Below are 16428 nucleotides of genomic sequence, written 5' to 3' on the forward strand. Positions count from 1 at the left end.
CGGGTGGCCGGGGTCCCAGCCGAGTGGCCTGGGCTCAGCCGAGCGGCCGGGACTCGGGCGGGCAGCCGGGCTCAGCCGAGCGGCCGGGTCTCGGCCCGACAGCCAGGCCTCAGCCGGGCAGCCTCGGGCCCGCCGCACCAGCCCGACCCACGCAGCCCGACCCCGCGGTCCCGCGCCGCGAGCCGCGGGGCGCCGGTCCGGAGGTCTGACCGACCTTGGCCGCTCACATGCCCAGCACCGCCATCGCCGCGTTGTGGCCGGGGATTCCGCTGACGCCACCTCCTCGCAGCGCTCCCGCGCCGCACAGCAGTACGCGTTCGTGCGCTGTTTCCACTCCCCATGTGCCCTCCTGGGCCTGGTCCGTCGCGAACGGCCAGGACAGGTCGCGGTGGAAGATGTGGCCGGCCGGCAGGCCCAGCTCGGCCTCCAGGTCCAGCGGGGTCTTCGCCTCCACGCACGGCTTGCCGTCCGGGCTCGTCAGCAGGCAGTCCTCGATCGGCTCGGCCAGCACGCTGTTCAGCGAAGCCAGCGTCGCGCGCAACGCCGCTTCGCGTGCCTCCTCATTCCGCCCTTCGAAGAGCCGCGCGGGCATGTGCAAGCCGAACAACGTCAGGGTCTGGACGCCGGCTGCGCGTTCGGCCGGGCCGAGGATCGATGGGTCCGTCAGCGAATGGCAATAGATCTCGCACGGCGGCAGCGTCGGGATCTTCCCCGCCGCCGCCTCGCGGTACGCCGTCTCCAGCTGGGTGTACGTCTCGTTGACGTGGAACGTGCCGCCGAACGCCTCCGCCGGGTCGACGTGCGGGTCGCGCAGCTTCGGCAGCCGGGACAGCACCATGTTCACCTTCAGCTGCGCGCCTTCCGGCCGCTCCGGTGGCTCCTCACCCAGTAGTCGCGCCAGTGTTTCCGGTGCGACGTTCGCCAGGATGTGCCCGCCACGCACGACGTGCTCGGCGTCGTCACGGCGGTAGCGCACCTCGCCGTCCGGGTCGATCGACAGCACCTCCGCCCCGGTCACCAACCGCGCACCCGCTCCGGCGGCCACCGCCGCCAGCGAGCCGGTGACCGCGCCCATGCCGCCGACCGGGACGTCCCAGTCGCCGGTTCCGTTGCCGATCACGTGGTAGAGCAGGCAGCGGTTCTGCCGCAGGTCCTCGGCGTCCGCCGCGGCGAACGTGCCGATCAGGGCGTCGGTCAGGACGACGCCGCGGACCGTGTCGTCGCCGAACCACGACGTGAGCGTCTCGCCGATCGGCCGCTCGAACAGCATCGACCACGCCTCGGGGTCACCCACCCGCGAGCGGAAGTCCACTTCGGACAGCAGTGGCTCGGTGAGGGTGCCGAAGACGCGTCCGGCGACACCGCCGGTCAGCTCCGAGAACCGGCGCCACGCCGCGAAGTCCGCCGCGGAACCGGTGATCGCGCGGAACGACGACGCCGTCCGGCCGTCATCCCCCGTGTCGACAAGGAGACCCGAGTCGCCAGCCGGCGTGTAGGACGACATCCGGCGCCGCTTCAGCCGCACGTCGAGACCGAGGTCGGCCACGACCTTCTTCGGCAGCAGGCTGACCAGGTAGGAATAGCGCGAAAGCCGGACGTCGACGCCGTCGAACGCGCGGAACGACACGGCGGCGCCGCCGGTCTCCCCGCGCCGTTCGAGCACGAGCACCGACCGGCCCGCCCGCGCCAGGTACGCGGCCGCCACCAGCCCGTTGTGCCCGCCGCCGACGACCACGACGTCGTAGGAATCCATCCACCCCTCCTCGGTGAGCCTGCCCTCCAACGTGACCACGCCCGCCGGCGGAATTCAAGGAAACGTCGCGAACGGTCCTTTCGCGCTATTCGGTTGCGCGGCCCCGGATCGGTCCGGCAAGCTGGACCGCAACCGGCAGGGAGCCGGGGGTTCGAGAGCCGGGAGGTGCCTGTCGTGATGGATGTCCGGGCCTTTTCGTGCCCTCGCCCACCCGCCCCCCGAGGCTGATCACGCGCCCGGTGGGGCATCCCTGACCAAGGAGAACCCCACCAGTGCGCCAGCACGACTTCGAAGACTTCGACCTTTCCGACGAGCGCCCGTCGCGCCGCGGGCGGCTCGAGCAGGAAACCCGCGAACGGCCGACCCGCCGCGCGCGGTACGACGACGAACCCGAGCCCACCCGCCGCGGGCGGCTCACCGAAGGCGAACGCGTCCGGCTCGCCAAGCTCCGCGACGACGCCTACACCGAAAACCAGCTGCCGGACGGCGCCGACCGCTGGTCCACCTGGGACGACGCCGAACACGGCCCGATCCCGCGGCCCGACTGGGTCGTCACCGAGCTCGCCGCCGTCGACACCGACCTCGGCGTCCTCAAGACCGGCAAGGAGGCCGACGTCCACCTGCTGCGACGCGGCCTGCCCGGCACCCCCGGCACGCTGCTCGCCGCGAAGCGCTACCGCAGCGACGAACACAAGCTGTTCCACCGCGACGCGGGCTACCTCGAAGGACGGCGGATGCGTCGTTCCCGCGAGATGCGCGCGATCGAGCACCGCAGCGCGTTCGGCCGCAACCTGATCGCCGAACAGTGGACCGTGGCGGAGTTCGCCGCGCTGAGTCGCTTGTGGACGCTCGGCGCCCCCGTGCCGTACCCGGTGCAGCGCAACGGCACCGAACTGCTCCTCGAGTTTCTCGGCGAGGACGACGGGACGGCCGCACCCCGGCTGGCCCAGGTGCGCCCGGAGCCGGCCGAGCTGAAGGACCTGTGGTTCCAGGCCACCGCGGCGCTCGAGCTGCTCGCCTCGGAAGGTCTCGCGCACGGCGACCTCTCGGCGTACAACGTGCTCGTGCATCGGGGCCGGCTGGTGGTGATCGACCTGCCGCAGGTGGTCGACGTCGTCGCCAACCCCGGCGGCGTCGAGTTCCTCGCGCGGGACGTGCGCAACCTCGCCGGCTGGTTCCACGGCCGCGGCCTCGGCGAGCACGTCACGCGGACCGACGAGCTGCTCACGGAGCTCGTTTCCGCCGCCGGGCTCGGGTGATCTCACGGCGGCGTCGCGGATGTGGCACGGAACACGTCTGCGACGCCGCCCACAACCGGTTACCTCCATGCGGAGGACCAGGCCCCCCTCAGGTACTATCGATTCAGACCGCACCGGCGGCGTGGATGAGTTGGTGTCCGTCGCCTCCAGAGCCACCGAATGGCTCGCGGTGATCGCAATCCACCGTAATTCCCAAAAGCGGCGCGCAGTGTCGGAAAGTGCAAGACACAGTGTGCCGGGGTCCGTCCCTGTGAACGCCCACCGCACACCATCTTGCCCTGCCTGCGCGCGGGGAGCCCGGGCCTCCTTGTGACGAACCACGTCCGAGAGGCATTTGTGACAGTCACGTTCAACTCTGGTCCTTCCTCGACGTCCGCGCACGCGGACCGTCCCGACCGTCGGCCGCGTCAGCGCCCCGCCGGTGGGGACATGCTGCGCGATGACGCTGTCGAGACCGTCGCGACCAGGACCTTCGCCGAGCTGGGCCTGCCGGAGCCGCTGCTCCGCGCGCTGGCCGACGCCGGCATCACCAGCCCGTTCCCGATCCAGTCCGCCACCATCCCGGACGCCCTCGCCGGCCGCGACGTGCTGGGCCGCGCCCAGACCGGCTCCGGCAAGACCCTCGCCTTCGGCCTGGCCATGCTGGCCCGGCTCGCCGACGGCAAGGCCCGCCCGAAGCGCCCCCGCGCGCTGATCCTCGTCCCGACCCGTGAGCTGGCCATGCAGGTGGCCGACTCGCTCACCCCGCTGGCCAAGTCCCTCGGCCTGTGGTGCCGCACGGCCGTCGGCGGCATGGCCTTCGCCCGTCAGGCCGACGCGCTCTCCCGCGGCGTCGACCTGCTGATCGCCACCCCGGGCCGGCTGTCGGACCACGTCCGGCAGGGCACCGCGCACCTGGGCGACTGCAACTTCATCGCCCTCGACGAGGCCGACCAGATGGCGGACATGGGCTTCATGCCGCAGGTCCGCGAGATCATGGACCTCACCCCTCCGGGCGGCCAGCGGCTGCTGTTCTCCGCGACCCTCGACGGTGACGTCAACCGCCTGGTCCGGCAGTACCTGAGCGACCCCGTCACGCACTCGGTCGCGCCGTCGACCGCGAGCGTCGACACCATGGACCACCACGTGCTCCAGGTGTCGCACCAGGACAAGCAGGACATCATCACGCAGATCGGCGCCCGCGAGGGTCGCACGATCATGTTCGTGCGGACCAAGCACCACGTCGACCGCCTCACCGAGCGCCTGCGCGAGCAGGGCGTGAACGCGCAGGCCCTGCACGGCGGCAAGACGCAGGGGCAGCGCAACCGCGTCCTCGCGGACTTCAAGGAAGGCCACTCGCCGGTGCTCGTCGCCACGGACGTCGCGGCGCGCGGCATCCACGTCGACGACATCTCGCTGGTGCTGCACGTCGACCCGGCGGCCGACCACAAGGACTACCTGCACCGCGCGGGCCGCACGGCGCGCGCCGGGGCGTCCGGTGTCGTCGTCACGCTGGTCACCAACGACCAGCGCCGCATGGTCAAGCGGATGACCGACCGGGCCGGCGTGCGCGCCGAGTCCACGATGGTCCGTCCGGGTGACGAGGCGCTGTCCCGCATCACCGGTGCCCAGGAGCCCAGCGGCGAGCCGGTCATCGAGCGCCGGCGCGAGAACCCGCGTCGCGGCGGTGGCGGTGGCTTCCGCGGTGACCGCGGCGGCTACGGCCGTGGTGGCGACCGCGGCGGTTACCGTGGCGGCGACCGTGACCGTGGCGGCGACCGCGGCAGCTATGGCGGCGACCGTGGTGACCGCGGGGGCGACCGCGGCGGGTACCACCAGGGCTCCCGTGAGGGTGCCGGCAACCGTGAAGGCCGTCCCGCCGGCTTCGGCGGCCGCAGCCGTCAGCCCCGCTCGGGCAACGGCGGTGGCTACGGCCGCCCGAGCCGTGGCCCGCGTCGCGGCTACGACAGCTGATCCGTTTCTTCGGAAGCCCCGGACCCCGGTCCGGGGCTTCCGGCGTTTCCGGGCCCGCTTCCCGGCCGCGCGAAGCCCGGATGGGAGACTGCGGGACGTGACTACGCCGCCGACGCTCCCGCCCGACGAGGTTTTCGACTGGCTCGACACCGAGGCGCAGACGCGGGCGAACGCGGGGCTCGTGCGGCAGCTGCGGCCGCGTCCCGCCAAGGCGGACGAGCTCGACCTGGCCGGCAACGACTACCTCGGGCTGGCCCGCGACAAGCGGGTCGCCGGGGCCGCCGCGGCCGCCGCGCTGCGCTGGGGCGCCGGGTCGACCGGGTCGCGGCTGGTGACCGGTTCCACCGAGCTGCACACCGAGCTGGAGCTGGAGCTCGCCCGGTTCTGCGGCGTGCAGGCGGCGCTGGTGTTCTCCTCCGGCTTCGCCGCGAACCTCGGGGCCGTGACCGCGCTGTCGGGGTCCGAGTCCGCGATCGTCACCGACAAGTACATCCACGCGTCGCTGATCGAGGGCTGCCGGCTCTCGCGGGCCGACGTCGCCGCGGTGGCGCACTCGACGCCGTCGGCGATCAAGAACGCGCTGGCGACCCGACGGAAGCCGCGGGCGCTGGTCGTCACCGACTCGGTGTTCTCGGTCGACGGCGACCTCGCCCCGCTCGGCGAGCTGGCCGGGATCTGCCGCGAGCACGGCGCGGCGCTGCTCGTCGACGACGCGCACGGGTTCGGCATCCTCGGCGAGGGCGGCCGCGGCGCGGTCCACGCGGCCGGGCTGTCGGGCGCGCCCGACGTCGTCACGACGTTGACGCTGTCGAAGTCCCTCGGTGCCCAGGGCGGGGCGGTGCTGGGGCCGCGTCGCGTGATCAAGCACCTGGTGGACACGGCTCGCAGCTTCATCTTCGACACCGCGCTGGCGCCCGCGAGCGCCGCCGCCGCCTTGGCCGCGTTGCACGCTCTGAAGGAAGAGCCGGGGATGGCGGAGAAGGTGCTGGAGAACGCCGGCAACCTGGCGATGTCGTTGAAGGCGGCCGGGCTGAAGGCGAGCATGCCGGACGCCGCCGTGATCTCCGTTCAGGCGCCGTCCGCGGAGACGGCCGTCGCGTGGGCGGCGGCGTGCGCCGAGCAGGGCATCCGGGTCGGGTGCTTCCGGCCGCCGTCGGTGCCGGACGGGATCTCGCGCCTGCGGCTGACCGCCCGCGCCGACCTCACGGAGTCCGATGTGGACCGCGCGGTGAAGGTGATCACGGCGACGGCTCCGCGCGGCGCGACCGGCTGAGCCCTACCCGGCGCTACCGCGGGAGGCGGCGCATGCGGATGTGCGGGATTCCGTCTTCGTCCGTGTACTCCGCGCCTTCCGCGACGAAGCCGTAGCGCGCGTAGAAACCCTGGACGTACGTTTGCGCGTCCAGGACGTACTCGCCCGGGGTGAGCAGGGCCGCGTCCATCAACTGCGCGGCCAAGCCCTGGCCGCGGGCGGCGGCCGCCGTCACCACCCGGCCGATGCGGCGGACCCCACCGGGGTCGGCGAGCACCCTCAGGTACGACGTGACGCCGCCGGAGTCCGAGAACCACAGGTGACGGGTGTCCGGCCGCAGGTCACGGCCGTCCAGCTCCGGGTACGCGGCCTTCTGCTCCACCACGAACACGTCCACGCGCAGGCGGAGGATGTCGTGCAGCTGGGCGGCGGTCAGTTCGGGCCCGGTCGCGTCGTGCAGGGTCGGCATGCCCCCTGCTTACCACGCTCAGAAGAGGCGGGGCTCGGCCTGGGCCTCGATGTCGTCGGTGTAGGCCGAGACGCGCGTGTAGACGCCCGGCTTGCCCGCCTTGCCGCAGCCGTCGCCGAAGGACACGATCCCGATCAGTGTGTCGCCCACGACGAGCGGGCCGCCGGAGTCGCCCTGGCAGGCGTCGATGCCGCCTTCGGTGTAGCCCGCGCAGACCATGGTCTTCTGGTCGTACACGGAGTAGTCGGAGCGGCAGGCGCTGTCGGACACCAGCGGGACCTGGGCGCTGCGCAGGTAGTCGGACCGGTCGCCGCCGTCGGCGACGCGGCCCCAGCCGAGCACCGTCGCCTTCGTGCCTTCGCGGTACGAAGCGGCGTCACCGCTGCCGGGCAGCTTCGCGGGCCGGTAGCCGAGCTGGCCGCGGACGGTCATGACCGCGATGTCGTCGCCCTGCGTCGGATCGTTGTAGCCCTTGCTGATCCAGACCTTCGATACGCCGAGGACGTCACCCTCGTCGGTGCGCTTGTCCTCCCGGCCGGCCACCACGCGGACGTCCGACTTCGCGACCGCCTTGGCGCAGTGCGCCGCCGTCGCGACGGCCGTCGAGCTGACGATCACCGCGCCGCAGAACTGGTTGCCGCTCGCGTCGGTCAGGTACACCGCGTACGGGTGGTCCGAAAGCGAGGCCTTGTCACCGCCCACGATCCGCGGCTGGTTGGCGGACGCCGGGTCCGCCGACGCCGTGCCGACGACCACCGGGACGGCCACCGCGGCGACCGCGAGGAGCGCGCCGCTCGCGAGCAGCAGGGATCGGCGGGACTTCACGGACATGGGTCGTTCCCCCTTCTTTAAATCAACACGAGCTTTAAATCAACACGAGCTAACAGCACGAGACAGAGCGCTCGGCACCCGGATGACTCCGGTGCGTGAAGGAGCGGCGCTCAATACCCTAATCGGAGTGGGCCCGAAACGGTGTCACTGAAACGGGTGGACTCCGCGCTCACCGAACGCTTCTGCCAAGCTGATTAGATGAGACGGACAGCGATGGCGGCTTGGGGGGCACTCATGGCCCTCACGCTGGCCGCCTGCACGTCGGAAGGCCCGCAGACCCCGCAGCCGGTGGCCGCGACGCCGTCCTCGACCGCGGTGGCCAAACCCCCCGCCCCGGTGACTTCCACGCCGCAGGCGGCGGCGAGCGCGCCCGCCGTCACCTGGCAGGTGGGTGCCCGCGCGCTCCCCCGCCGCCCGGACGGGTTCGGCGAGATCGAGCCGACGCCACCCGAACTGGTGAACCGGGCACTTCCGACAAAAGACATCCTCCCGCCGCCGGCCGGGGGCAAGTACGCGTCGACGATCAGCGCCGTGCCCGCCGACGTCCTCGCGCGCAGCACCTGGCAGGCCGCCTGCCCGGTCAAACCGGCCGACCTGCGCTACCTGACGATGTCGTTCTGGGGGTTCGACGGCCGCGCGCACACCGGCGAGATGCTGGTGAACGCGAAGGGCGCCGCCGGGATCACCAAGGTCTTCGGGCAGCTCTTCGCGGCGCACTTCCCGCTGGAAGAGATGCGCGTGACCACCCCCGCCGAGCTGGTCGCGCCGCCGACCGGCGACGGCAACAGCACCAGCGCGTTCGTCTGCCGCCCGGCACGCGGGCAGACCAGCTGGTCGGCGCACGCGTACGGGCTCGCGGTGGACGTCAACCCGTTCTGCAACCCCTACACCCAGGGCCCGCTCGTGCTCCCCGAGCTGGCCTCGGCCTACCTCGACCGCGCGAACAGACGGCCGGGGATGGTCCTGGCGGGCGACGCGACCGTGCGCGCGTTCGCGGCGATCGGGTGGAGCTGGGGCGGTGCCTGGACCAGCCCGAAGGACCGGATGCACTTCACCGGCAACGGCCACTGAGCACGTAATACGACGTTAAGCACACGCGGGAACACGCGCCTCGCGCAGGCGGTTGGCTAGGGTGAATCGACCGGAACCGACCCCGCGGAGGATGCAGTGCCCCACTACGACCTGGTGATCGTCGGGACGGGATCGGGGAACTCCATCCTCGGCCCGGACTTCGCCGGCCAGAAGACGGCGATCGTCGAGAAGGGCACCTTCGGCGGCACCTGCCTGAACGTCGGCTGCATCCCGACGAAGATGTTCGTGTACGCCGCCGACGTCGCGTACACGCCTTCGCACAGCGCGAAGTACGGCGTCGACGAAGAGCTGAAGGGCGTGCGCTGGCGCGACATCCGCGACCGGATCTTCGGCCGGATCGACCCGATCGCCGCGGGCGGCGCGGAGTACCGCCGCAGCCACGAGGACAACAAGAACGTCGACGTCTACGAGGGCACCGGCCGCTTCACCGGGCATAAGGAGCTACGCGTCAGCTTCCCCGACGGCCGCGCCGACGAGGTGCTGACCGCCGACAAGTTCGTGCTCGCCGCGGGCGGGCGCCCGGTCATCCCGGACATCCCGGGCCTGAGCGACATCGACTACCACACGTCCGACACGGTCATGCGGCTCGACGAACTGCCCGAGCGCATCGTCATCCTGGGCGGCGGGTACATCGCGGCCGAGTTCGCGCACGTCTTCGCGTCGTTCGGCGTGCGGGTGACGCTGGTCAACCGGTCCGGACGGCTGCTGCGCTCGGAGGACGAGGACGTCAGCGCGCGGTTCACCGAGCTGGCTTCGGAACGCTTCGACGTCCGCCTGGAGCGCAAGACCGTCCGGGCCCGCAAGACCGACAGCGGCGTCGCGCTGGACCTCGAAGGCCCGAAGGGCGCCGAGACCGTCGAAGCGGACCTCCTGCTGATCGCCACCGGCCGGAAGCCGAACTCGGACCTCCTCGACGTCGCCGCCACCGGAGTGACCACAAAGGACAGTGGACACGTCGTCGTCGACGACTACCAGGAGACGGTGGTCGAGGGCATCTACGCGCTCGGCGACCTCTCCTCGCCGCACGAGCTGAAGCACGTCGCGAACCACGAATCCCGTGTGGTGCAGCACAACCTGCTGCACCCGGACGAGCGGATCAAGGCCGACCACCGGTTCGTGCCGCACGCGGTGTTCACCCACCCGCAGGTCGCCTCCGTCGGGCTCACCGAGCAGAAGGCGCGCGACAAGGGCGTCTCGTACGTGACTTCGAAGCAGGACTACGCCGGGATCGCGTACGGCTGGGCGATGGAGGACACCACGGGCTTCGCGAAGCTCCTGGCCGACCCGGCGACCGGGCAGCTGCTCGGCGCGCACATCATCGGCCCGCAGGCGTCGTCGGTCATCCAGCCGCTGATCCAGGCGATGAGCTTCGGCCTGGACGCGCGCTCGATGGCGCGCGGGCAGTACTGGATCCACCCGGCGATGCCGGAGCTGATCGAGAACGCCCTGCTCAACCTGCCGCTGGACTGAGTCACCGCGGGCCGGGCGGGGTGACCGCCCGGCCCGCGGGAGTCCCTAGAGCGTGATCGACCAGGTGTCGAGGGTCCCGGTGTCGCCGGGGCCGTAGTCGGTCACGCGCAGCTGCCACCGGCCGCCCGCCGGAGCGGTTGCCGGGACGGTGAACGTGCGAGTGCCGTTCCACGCCGTGCACGTGCTGCCGCCGCTGTACTTGAGCGCGTACGCCCGGCTGTTCGGGTCGAGGAGCGTGACACCGAGGTCTTCGGCACAGGTGTGCCGCAGCGTGACCGCGACGGAAAGCGGTGTCGCCGCCTGGCCGGTCAGGGTGGACGTGATGGGGCTGAACACCTGCTGGTAGTCGCGGATCGGGTAGTCCGTGCCGTTGGTGAGAGTCCGGCCGCCGCCACCGGCCTGCGTGCGCGCGGCGACGGCCGCGCTCGCGGGAGACGCGTTCCCCGCGGCGTCGCGCGCCTTGACCGTGAAGGTGTACGCGGTGTCCGGCGAGAGCCCGGTGACCGTGGCGGTGGTGCCCGCGACGCTCGTGGCGAGCGCGGAGCCGTTGTAGACGTCGTACGCGGTGGCGTCACCGGTCGACGCGTCCCAGGCGAGGGACACGCTGGTGGCCGTCGAGCCGGTGACGCGCGGGTTGGCGGGCGCGCTCGGCGGGGTCGTGTCGTCGCTGCCGGTCACCAGGGTGAGCTGCCACTTGGTCAGCGCCTCGATGACTGGCTGGAACAGGGACAGGTCGCCGTCGGACGGGTTGTCGACGCACTGCGACGGGCCGCCGTCGTGCAGGCCGGTGGCCTTGTCGCCGAGCAGCCAGCCGCCGCCGGAGTCGCCGCCGAGGGAACACGCCGTCGTCCAGGTCAGGTCGTCGATGACCAGGCCGCCGCCGTAGTCGACGGACTTGTGCGTGTACTTCACCTCGCCGCACTTCCAGTGCGAGGTGTTGCCGGAGTGGCAGACGCGGTCGCCGACCATCGCCTCGGCCGCGCCGGCCAGCGTGACCGCCGGCTCGCCCCAGGTGTTGACCGACGCGGACAGGTTCCAGCCCGCCTCCGTCACCGCGACGACGCCCATGTCGCCTTCGCGGGCGTTGACGCTGTGGGTGCCGCCGACGTTCGACGTGCCGACTTTGTTCTGCTGGCCCGAAGCGCCGTACGCGGCTTGGTCGCGGTCGTTCGTGCAGTGGCCCGCGGTCAGGAAGTGCTTGGCACCGGCCGAATCCGTCACCGGGAAGCCGACCGAGCAGTTGCTCTCACTGCCCGGCCACCACGGGTTGCCGGTCTGGATCGTGCCGGACTGCTGCCGCGGCGACGTCGCGGTCTCGGTGATCCGGACGCCGAGATCCCTTGCGCGCGAAAGGAAACTCTCGGTCGCCGCGGTCTTCTTCGTCGCATCGACGTCGACGCCGACCTCGTTGCCACGGACGTCGACGCCCCAGCCGTACACCCCCGGCACGCCCTTCCCGACCAGCTCCCGGACGGCCGTGTCGGTCCGGTCCAGGTCGGCCTGGCTCCGCGCCACGACTTGGGCTGCCGCGCCCGCGGCCCGGGCTTGGTCGGCCGCCGTGGCGGTGGTGACGGCGACAGTCAGCTTCCCGGTGGCCGCGTCGAACCACTGACCGGCCGAGGATGCCCGCACCGCGGCGGGCAGGGTCGCGGCGACGCGGTGGGCCTGGTCCTGGGCGTCGAGCTGGGCCCGGGCCTGGTCCGCGGTGAGCCCGAACGCCGCGGCGACGCCTGCTACCTCGGCGTCCGGGTGGCCCGGGGCCGCTTCGGCGGGCACCAGGCCCAGGCCGAGCGCGGCCAAAGCGGCCACCCCCGTGACGGAAACGATTCTGCGCATCGGTTTCTCCTCGGATCGGCGAGTGGAGTGCGCAAACCGTAAAACGGGTGGATAACCGATTTGAAGATCCGGAAGTCCTTAACAGTTAACTGGCGGGCCAATCCCATTCGAAGCCGTACCGGCCGGGGCCGAAGTTCAGCGCGACCCCGTGCACCGCACCGGATTCCGGGACGACGTCGGCCTCTTCGCCCGGCTCCGCGAACCGGCGGCACACCGGCGGAACCGCCTCGGGCGAGAAGCGGATTTCGAGCACGTATTCGCGGACCGGGAGCCGGAACTTGCGTTCGTAGTTCGTCGCGACCGGGTGCGGCGCTTTGTTGACGAGCGTGTGCTCGGTGAGCACCGTTTCGCCGCGCCGTAGCGGCCTGTCGAAGAGCAGCTCGACGACGAGGAGGCCATCTCCCGGCCGGAGCACCCGGCGCCCCGGGTGGCAGCCGCGCAGGTCGCGCAGCTCCGGCAGCGGCCGGTCGTGCTCGTCGAGGTGCAGGATCACCACCCACCGGTCCGGGCCGTCGGCTTCCGCGCGCAGCACCTGCCGCGACCGGATTTCCAGCTCCTCGCGGGCGGGGCCGACGACGACCACGTCGTGCTGACTGAGCCGGGTCAGCCGCTCGTCCCACCGGGTGTCCACATCGGACACCGCGGCGTCGATGCGCCGGCCGTCCGGCCAGAACCGCCCGATCTCCGCGTGCGCGGACCGGCGCGCCCGCGGCGGCCCGAGCAAGGCGACCAGCGAACCTTCCGGGACCTCGAGGACGGCTTCGAGCTGACGCAGCCCGCGCACCGAGTCCCGCCGTTCGGGGCGGCTGCGGCCGGACTGCCAGTAGCTCAACGTCGCCGTCGTCACCGTGACACCGCGGGTGCGCAGGTGTTCGCGCAGCCGGTCGAGGCTCAGGCCGCGGGCGCGGATGGCCGCGCGCAGGGCGGCGTCGAACGGGCCCACGCGCAGCAGCGTCCCGAGGTCCGGCGACGGCACGGCCATCCGGTGATCTTAAGCGCCCCGGGCCGGACGAACGCCGTTAACTGTTAAGAATCAGACGAACCGGCGGCGGCCGGCGAGCGCGCCGAACACCATCTGGACGAGCAGCAGGCCCAGCAGCATCGCCAGCGGCACCTGCCAGCCGTGCATGAGGTCGTGCAGCAGACCGAACAGGAACGGGCCCAGCGCCGCGAAGAGGTAGCCGAAGCCCTGCGCCATGCCGGACAGCCGGGCGGTGTCGGCGCCGGTGCGGGCGCGCAGCGCGATCACCGTCAGGGCGAGGGAGAACACGCTCATCCCGAGGCCGATCAGCAGGCTCCACAACAGCGGCGACCACGACGGGGCCAGCATCAGACCGGTCGTGCCGGCGATGCAGAACACCCCGAGCAGGATGATCCACGCGCCCTGCCCGCGCTGGCGGGCGGCCATCGGTGCGACGAACAGGCTGATCGGCACCGCGATCAGCGAGACCAGGCCGAACAGCAGGCCGGCCTCGTCGCGCGGGACGCCGGCGTCCATCAGCACCTGCGGGAACCAGCCCATCGCGGCGTAGGCGTAGAACGCCTGCAGGCCGAAGAAGGTCGTGACGATCCAGGCGAGCCGGTTGCGCAGCAGCGAGCGGCCGGCGGCGTCGGCGTCGGTGGGCCGGGGCGTCCGGCCGGTGCCGCGGGCTGCGAGAATCCAGGCCACCAGCGCGACGACGGCCACCACCGCCCAGCTTCCCAGCGCCGGGCGCCAGCCGCCGAAGGCGTCGCCGAGCTGCGGGGTCACCGCCGAGCCGAGTGCGCCGCCGCCCTGCAGGGCCGCGGTGTAGACGCCGGTCATGACGCCGATGCGAGCCGGGAAGGAGTCCTTGATGACCACCGGGATGAGCACGTTGATCAGGGCGATCCCGGCGGTGGCGACGAGCGTCCCGCCGAGCACCACGGCCGGGCCGTCGACCACGCGCAGGACCAGCCCGGCCGCGATCGTGGCCAGCGCGATCGCGATCGCGGAGCCGATCCCGGTGCGGCGGGCGAGCAGCGGCGCGGCGAGCCCGGCGCCGGCGAAGCAGAGCGTCGGCAACGTCGTGAGCACGCCCGCCCAGACTCCCGAGGTGCCCAGGTCGGCGCGCATTTCTTCGAGCATGGGCCCGACCCCGGTGATCGCCGGGCGCAGGTTGAGGGCGGTGAGCACCACCGCGACCGCGAGGAGCGCGCCGGCGGCGACCACGCCCGGCGTCCGGACCTCGATGGCGCCGTCCAGCTCGGGTTCCAGGGCGGATTCACGGTGTTCGACGGACATGACCGCTACTATCGCATACGTAGGATGATTGGATGAAGGGATAACTCCTGTGCCTCTGGCCACCACCCGGCGGGCCGGCCTGGTCGACCAGGTCATCGAGCAGCTGCGCACCGCTGTCGCGGAGGGCGAATGGCCCCTCGGCGAGCGCATCCCGACCGAAGCCGAGCTCGGCGAACAGCTCGGCGTCGGGCGCAACACCATCCGCGAAGCCGTGCGCGCGCTCGCACACACGGGCCTGCTCGAAGTCCGCCAGGGCGACGGCACCTACGTTCGCGCCACCAGCGAGGTGTCCGGCGCGATCCGCCGTCTCTGCGGCGACGAGCTGCGCGAAGTCCTGCAGGTCCGGCGCACCCTCGAAGCCGAAGGCGCCCGGCTCGCCGCGTTGTCGCGCACCGAAGAGGAGGTCGCCGAGCTGTGGTCGCTGCTGGCCCGCCGCGAGGTCGAGCTGCGCGAACGGCGCTGGGAGGACTTCGCGCGCACCGACGCCGAGTTCCACACGGCCGTCGTGCGCGCCGGGCACAACGGACTGCTCACCGAGCTCCACCGCGGGCTGACCGAAGTCATCACGGCGAGCGTCGCGGCGACGTCGAGCATCACGCCGGGCGTCGAGCACGTGCCGGAGATCGGCCACGAAGGCCTCGCCGAGGCCATCGCCCGGCGCGACCCCGACCGCGCGGCCGCCGAGGCCTGCGGCTTCCTGGACGAGCTCCTGGAGCGCGTCGAACGCTCCTGACCTGGACTTTCGGATCTGATGGCACCACTTCCGACCCTTAAGGGTGCCAATTCAGGGTTGTCGTGGTGCCATCGCGGTGCCACAGTAATGCCATGGACCTGACGCCCTTCGTGGATGAACTCCGCCGGGAGCTCGCGGTCGCCGCCGAAGCGGCGGGCGAGGAAGCCGTCGCCCTGGCCGAGCGGCTCACCGCGCCGCTCGAATCGGCGATCCGGCTCACCCTGCTCGACGCGCTTTCGGCCGCCACCGACGAGATCACCCGCGACCTCGCACCCGGCTCCGTCGAAGTACGCCTTCGCCGCCGCGACGCCGAGTTCGCCGTCTCCCTGCCCACCACACCCGAACCGGCGCCCGCCGACGCGCCGCCGCCCCCGCCCGAGCCCGATGACGGCGCCGTCGCGCGGATCAACCTGCGCCTGCCCGAGCAGCTCAAGCAGCGCGTCGAAGAAGCCGCCGGCCGGGACCGGATCTCCATCAACGCCTGGCTGGTCCGGGCCGCGACCAGCGCACTCGGCCCGGGCCGGGCCCAGCCGCCCCCGCGCCGGTCGGCCTTCGGCGAGAAGTACACCGGCTGGGTTCAGTAACCCCCTTTTCTTCGTTTCCTTCACGTCTCCGACCTGCGGAGACGCCACCCGAGCACCCCAGGAGGGCGCAGCCATGCCTGTTTTCCCCACTCCCGAACCGATCACGGCCGCGATCGACGTGAGCGTCGCGGACGTCCGGATCGTCGCCGGTGAGCGTGCGGAGACCACGGTCGAGGTCACCCCGGCCGACCCGGCCGACAACGAGGACGTCAAGGCCGTCGCCCGGACCCGCGTCGAGTTCGCCCACGGCGAGCTGCTGGTCAAGGGCCCGAAGTACGTCACCAAGCTCTGGGGCAAGGCCGGCGCCCTGCACATCACGGTCGAGCTGCCGGCGGGCTCGCGGATCCAGGGCACCGCCGCGATGGGCGACTTCCGCGTCGGCGGCCGCATCGGGGACAGCCGGGTCAAGACGTCCGTCGGCGACATCCACCTCGACGAGGCCGCCCGGCTCGAGGCGAGCACCGCCACCGGCGACGTCACCGTCGAGCGCGCCACCGGGCACGCCGAGGTCCACACCGGTTCCGGCGAGCTGCGGATCCGCGAGATCGACGGCACCGCCGTGCTGAAGAACTCCAACGGCGAAACCCGCGTCGGCGAGGTGACCGGCGACCTGCGCGTCAACACCGCCAACGGCGACATCCTCGTCGACCTCGCCCACGCGGCCGTGCACGCCAAGACCGCCTCCGGCGACATCCGGGTCGGCGAGGTCATCCGCGACCGCGTCGTCCTCGAAACCGCCGTCGGCGAGATCGAGGTCGGCATCCGCGAGGGCAGCGCCGCGTGGCTCGAGCTGAACTCCCTGACCGGCACCGTGCGCAACACGCTCAGCGCCACCGACGGACCCGGTGGCAGCACCGAGACCGTCGAGGTCAAGGCCCACACCTACACCGGCGACATCGTCATCCGCCGCGCCTGAAGACTCCGCACACACGA

Annotated in this window: 14 protein-coding genes; 8 read left to right on the forward strand and 6 right to left on the reverse strand. The window is 72.2% G+C overall.

Features of this window, described 5'->3' with window-relative positions:
- Positions 1–223 precede the first annotated feature (223 nt).
- Entirely contained in the window at positions 224–1753 is a 1530-nt protein-coding gene (locus ACZ7PG_RS42245; RefSeq protein WP_470244838.1) for a phytoene desaturase family protein, read from the reverse strand.
- A 272-nt stretch (positions 1754–2025) separates the two neighbouring features.
- On the opposite strand from ACZ7PG_RS42245, the gene ACZ7PG_RS42250 reads away from it, so the two are divergent.
- From ACZ7PG_RS42250 to ACZ7PG_RS42260, 3 genes are all read left to right on the forward strand, one after another.
- Entirely contained in the window at positions 2026–3012 is a 987-nt protein-coding gene (locus tag ACZ7PG_RS42250; RefSeq protein ID WP_470244839.1) for a serine protein kinase RIO, read from the forward strand.
- Between the two features lie 336 nt (positions 3013–3348).
- On the forward strand, positions 3349–4965 hold the full coding sequence (locus tag ACZ7PG_RS42255) for a DEAD/DEAH box helicase (protein WP_470244840.1): 1617 nt from the start codon (positions 3349–3351) through the stop codon (positions 4963–4965).
- 97 nt (positions 4966–5062) lie between these two features.
- Positions 5063–6238 carry an 8-amino-7-oxononanoate synthase gene (locus ACZ7PG_RS42260; protein ID WP_470244841.1) on the forward strand — a complete coding sequence of 392 codons (1176 nt, stop codon included), beginning with the start codon at positions 5063–5065 and terminating at the stop codon, positions 6236–6238.
- A gap of 13 nt (positions 6239–6251) precedes the next feature.
- Here the strand turns inward: ACZ7PG_RS42260 and ACZ7PG_RS42265 are convergent, their stop codons facing one another.
- Positions 6252–6686, reverse strand: a complete 435-nt coding sequence (locus tag ACZ7PG_RS42265; RefSeq protein WP_470244842.1) for a GNAT family N-acetyltransferase — start codon at positions 6684–6686, stop codon at positions 6252–6254.
- A gap of 18 nt (positions 6687–6704) precedes the next feature.
- On the reverse strand, positions 6705–7517 hold the full coding sequence (locus ACZ7PG_RS42270) for a S1 family peptidase (RefSeq protein ID WP_470244843.1): 813 nt from the start codon (positions 7515–7517) through the stop codon (positions 6705–6707).
- 234 nt (positions 7518–7751) lie between these two features.
- Between ACZ7PG_RS42270 and ACZ7PG_RS42275 the strand changes: the two genes are divergently transcribed.
- Both ACZ7PG_RS42275 and ACZ7PG_RS42280 read left to right on the forward strand, forming a co-directional pair.
- On the forward strand, positions 7752–8588 hold the full coding sequence (locus ACZ7PG_RS42275) for a M15 family metallopeptidase (RefSeq protein ID WP_470244844.1): 837 nt from the start codon (positions 7752–7754) through the stop codon (positions 8586–8588).
- A gap of 96 nt (positions 8589–8684) precedes the next feature.
- A complete protein-coding gene (locus tag ACZ7PG_RS42280; RefSeq protein WP_470244845.1) occupies positions 8685–10079 on the forward strand; it encodes a mycothione reductase in 1395 nt (464 codons plus the stop codon).
- A 45-nt stretch (positions 10080–10124) separates the two neighbouring features.
- Here the strand turns inward: ACZ7PG_RS42280 and ACZ7PG_RS42285 are convergent, their stop codons facing one another.
- The 3 genes from ACZ7PG_RS42285 to ACZ7PG_RS42295 form a co-directional block, all read right to left on the reverse strand.
- Positions 10125–11915, reverse strand: coding sequence for a fibronectin type III domain-containing protein (locus ACZ7PG_RS42285; RefSeq protein ID WP_470244846.1), 1791 nt, complete (start codon positions 11913–11915; stop codon positions 10125–10127).
- 85 nt (positions 11916–12000) lie between these two features.
- On the reverse strand, positions 12001–12897 hold the full coding sequence (locus ACZ7PG_RS42290) for an XRE family transcriptional regulator (RefSeq protein ID WP_470244847.1): 897 nt from the start codon (positions 12895–12897) through the stop codon (positions 12001–12003).
- 51 nt (positions 12898–12948) lie between these two features.
- Positions 12949–14178 (reverse strand): CynX/NimT family MFS transporter, encoded by a 1230-nt coding sequence (locus ACZ7PG_RS42295; protein ID WP_470244848.1) that lies wholly within the window; start codon positions 14176–14178, stop codon positions 12949–12951.
- 49 nt (positions 14179–14227) lie between these two features.
- Between ACZ7PG_RS42295 and ACZ7PG_RS42300 the strand changes: the two genes are divergently transcribed.
- The 3 genes from ACZ7PG_RS42300 to ACZ7PG_RS42310 all read left to right on the forward strand — a co-directional run bounded on the left by ACZ7PG_RS42300 (position 14228) and on the right by ACZ7PG_RS42310 (position 16411).
- Entirely contained in the window at positions 14228–14911 is a 684-nt protein-coding gene (locus tag ACZ7PG_RS42300; protein WP_470244849.1) for a FadR/GntR family transcriptional regulator, read from the forward strand.
- A 92-nt stretch (positions 14912–15003) separates the two neighbouring features.
- A complete protein-coding gene (locus ACZ7PG_RS42305) occupies positions 15004–15495 on the forward strand; it encodes a toxin-antitoxin system HicB family antitoxin (RefSeq protein WP_470244850.1) in 492 nt (163 codons plus the stop codon).
- 73 nt (positions 15496–15568) lie between these two features.
- Positions 15569–16411 (forward strand): DUF4097 family beta strand repeat-containing protein, encoded by an 843-nt coding sequence (locus ACZ7PG_RS42310; protein WP_470244851.1) that lies wholly within the window; start codon positions 15569–15571, stop codon positions 16409–16411.
- The last annotated feature ends 17 nt before the right edge of the window (positions 16412–16428 follow it).

It is taken from the genome of Amycolatopsis sp. NPDC114504 (assembly GCF_055633595.1).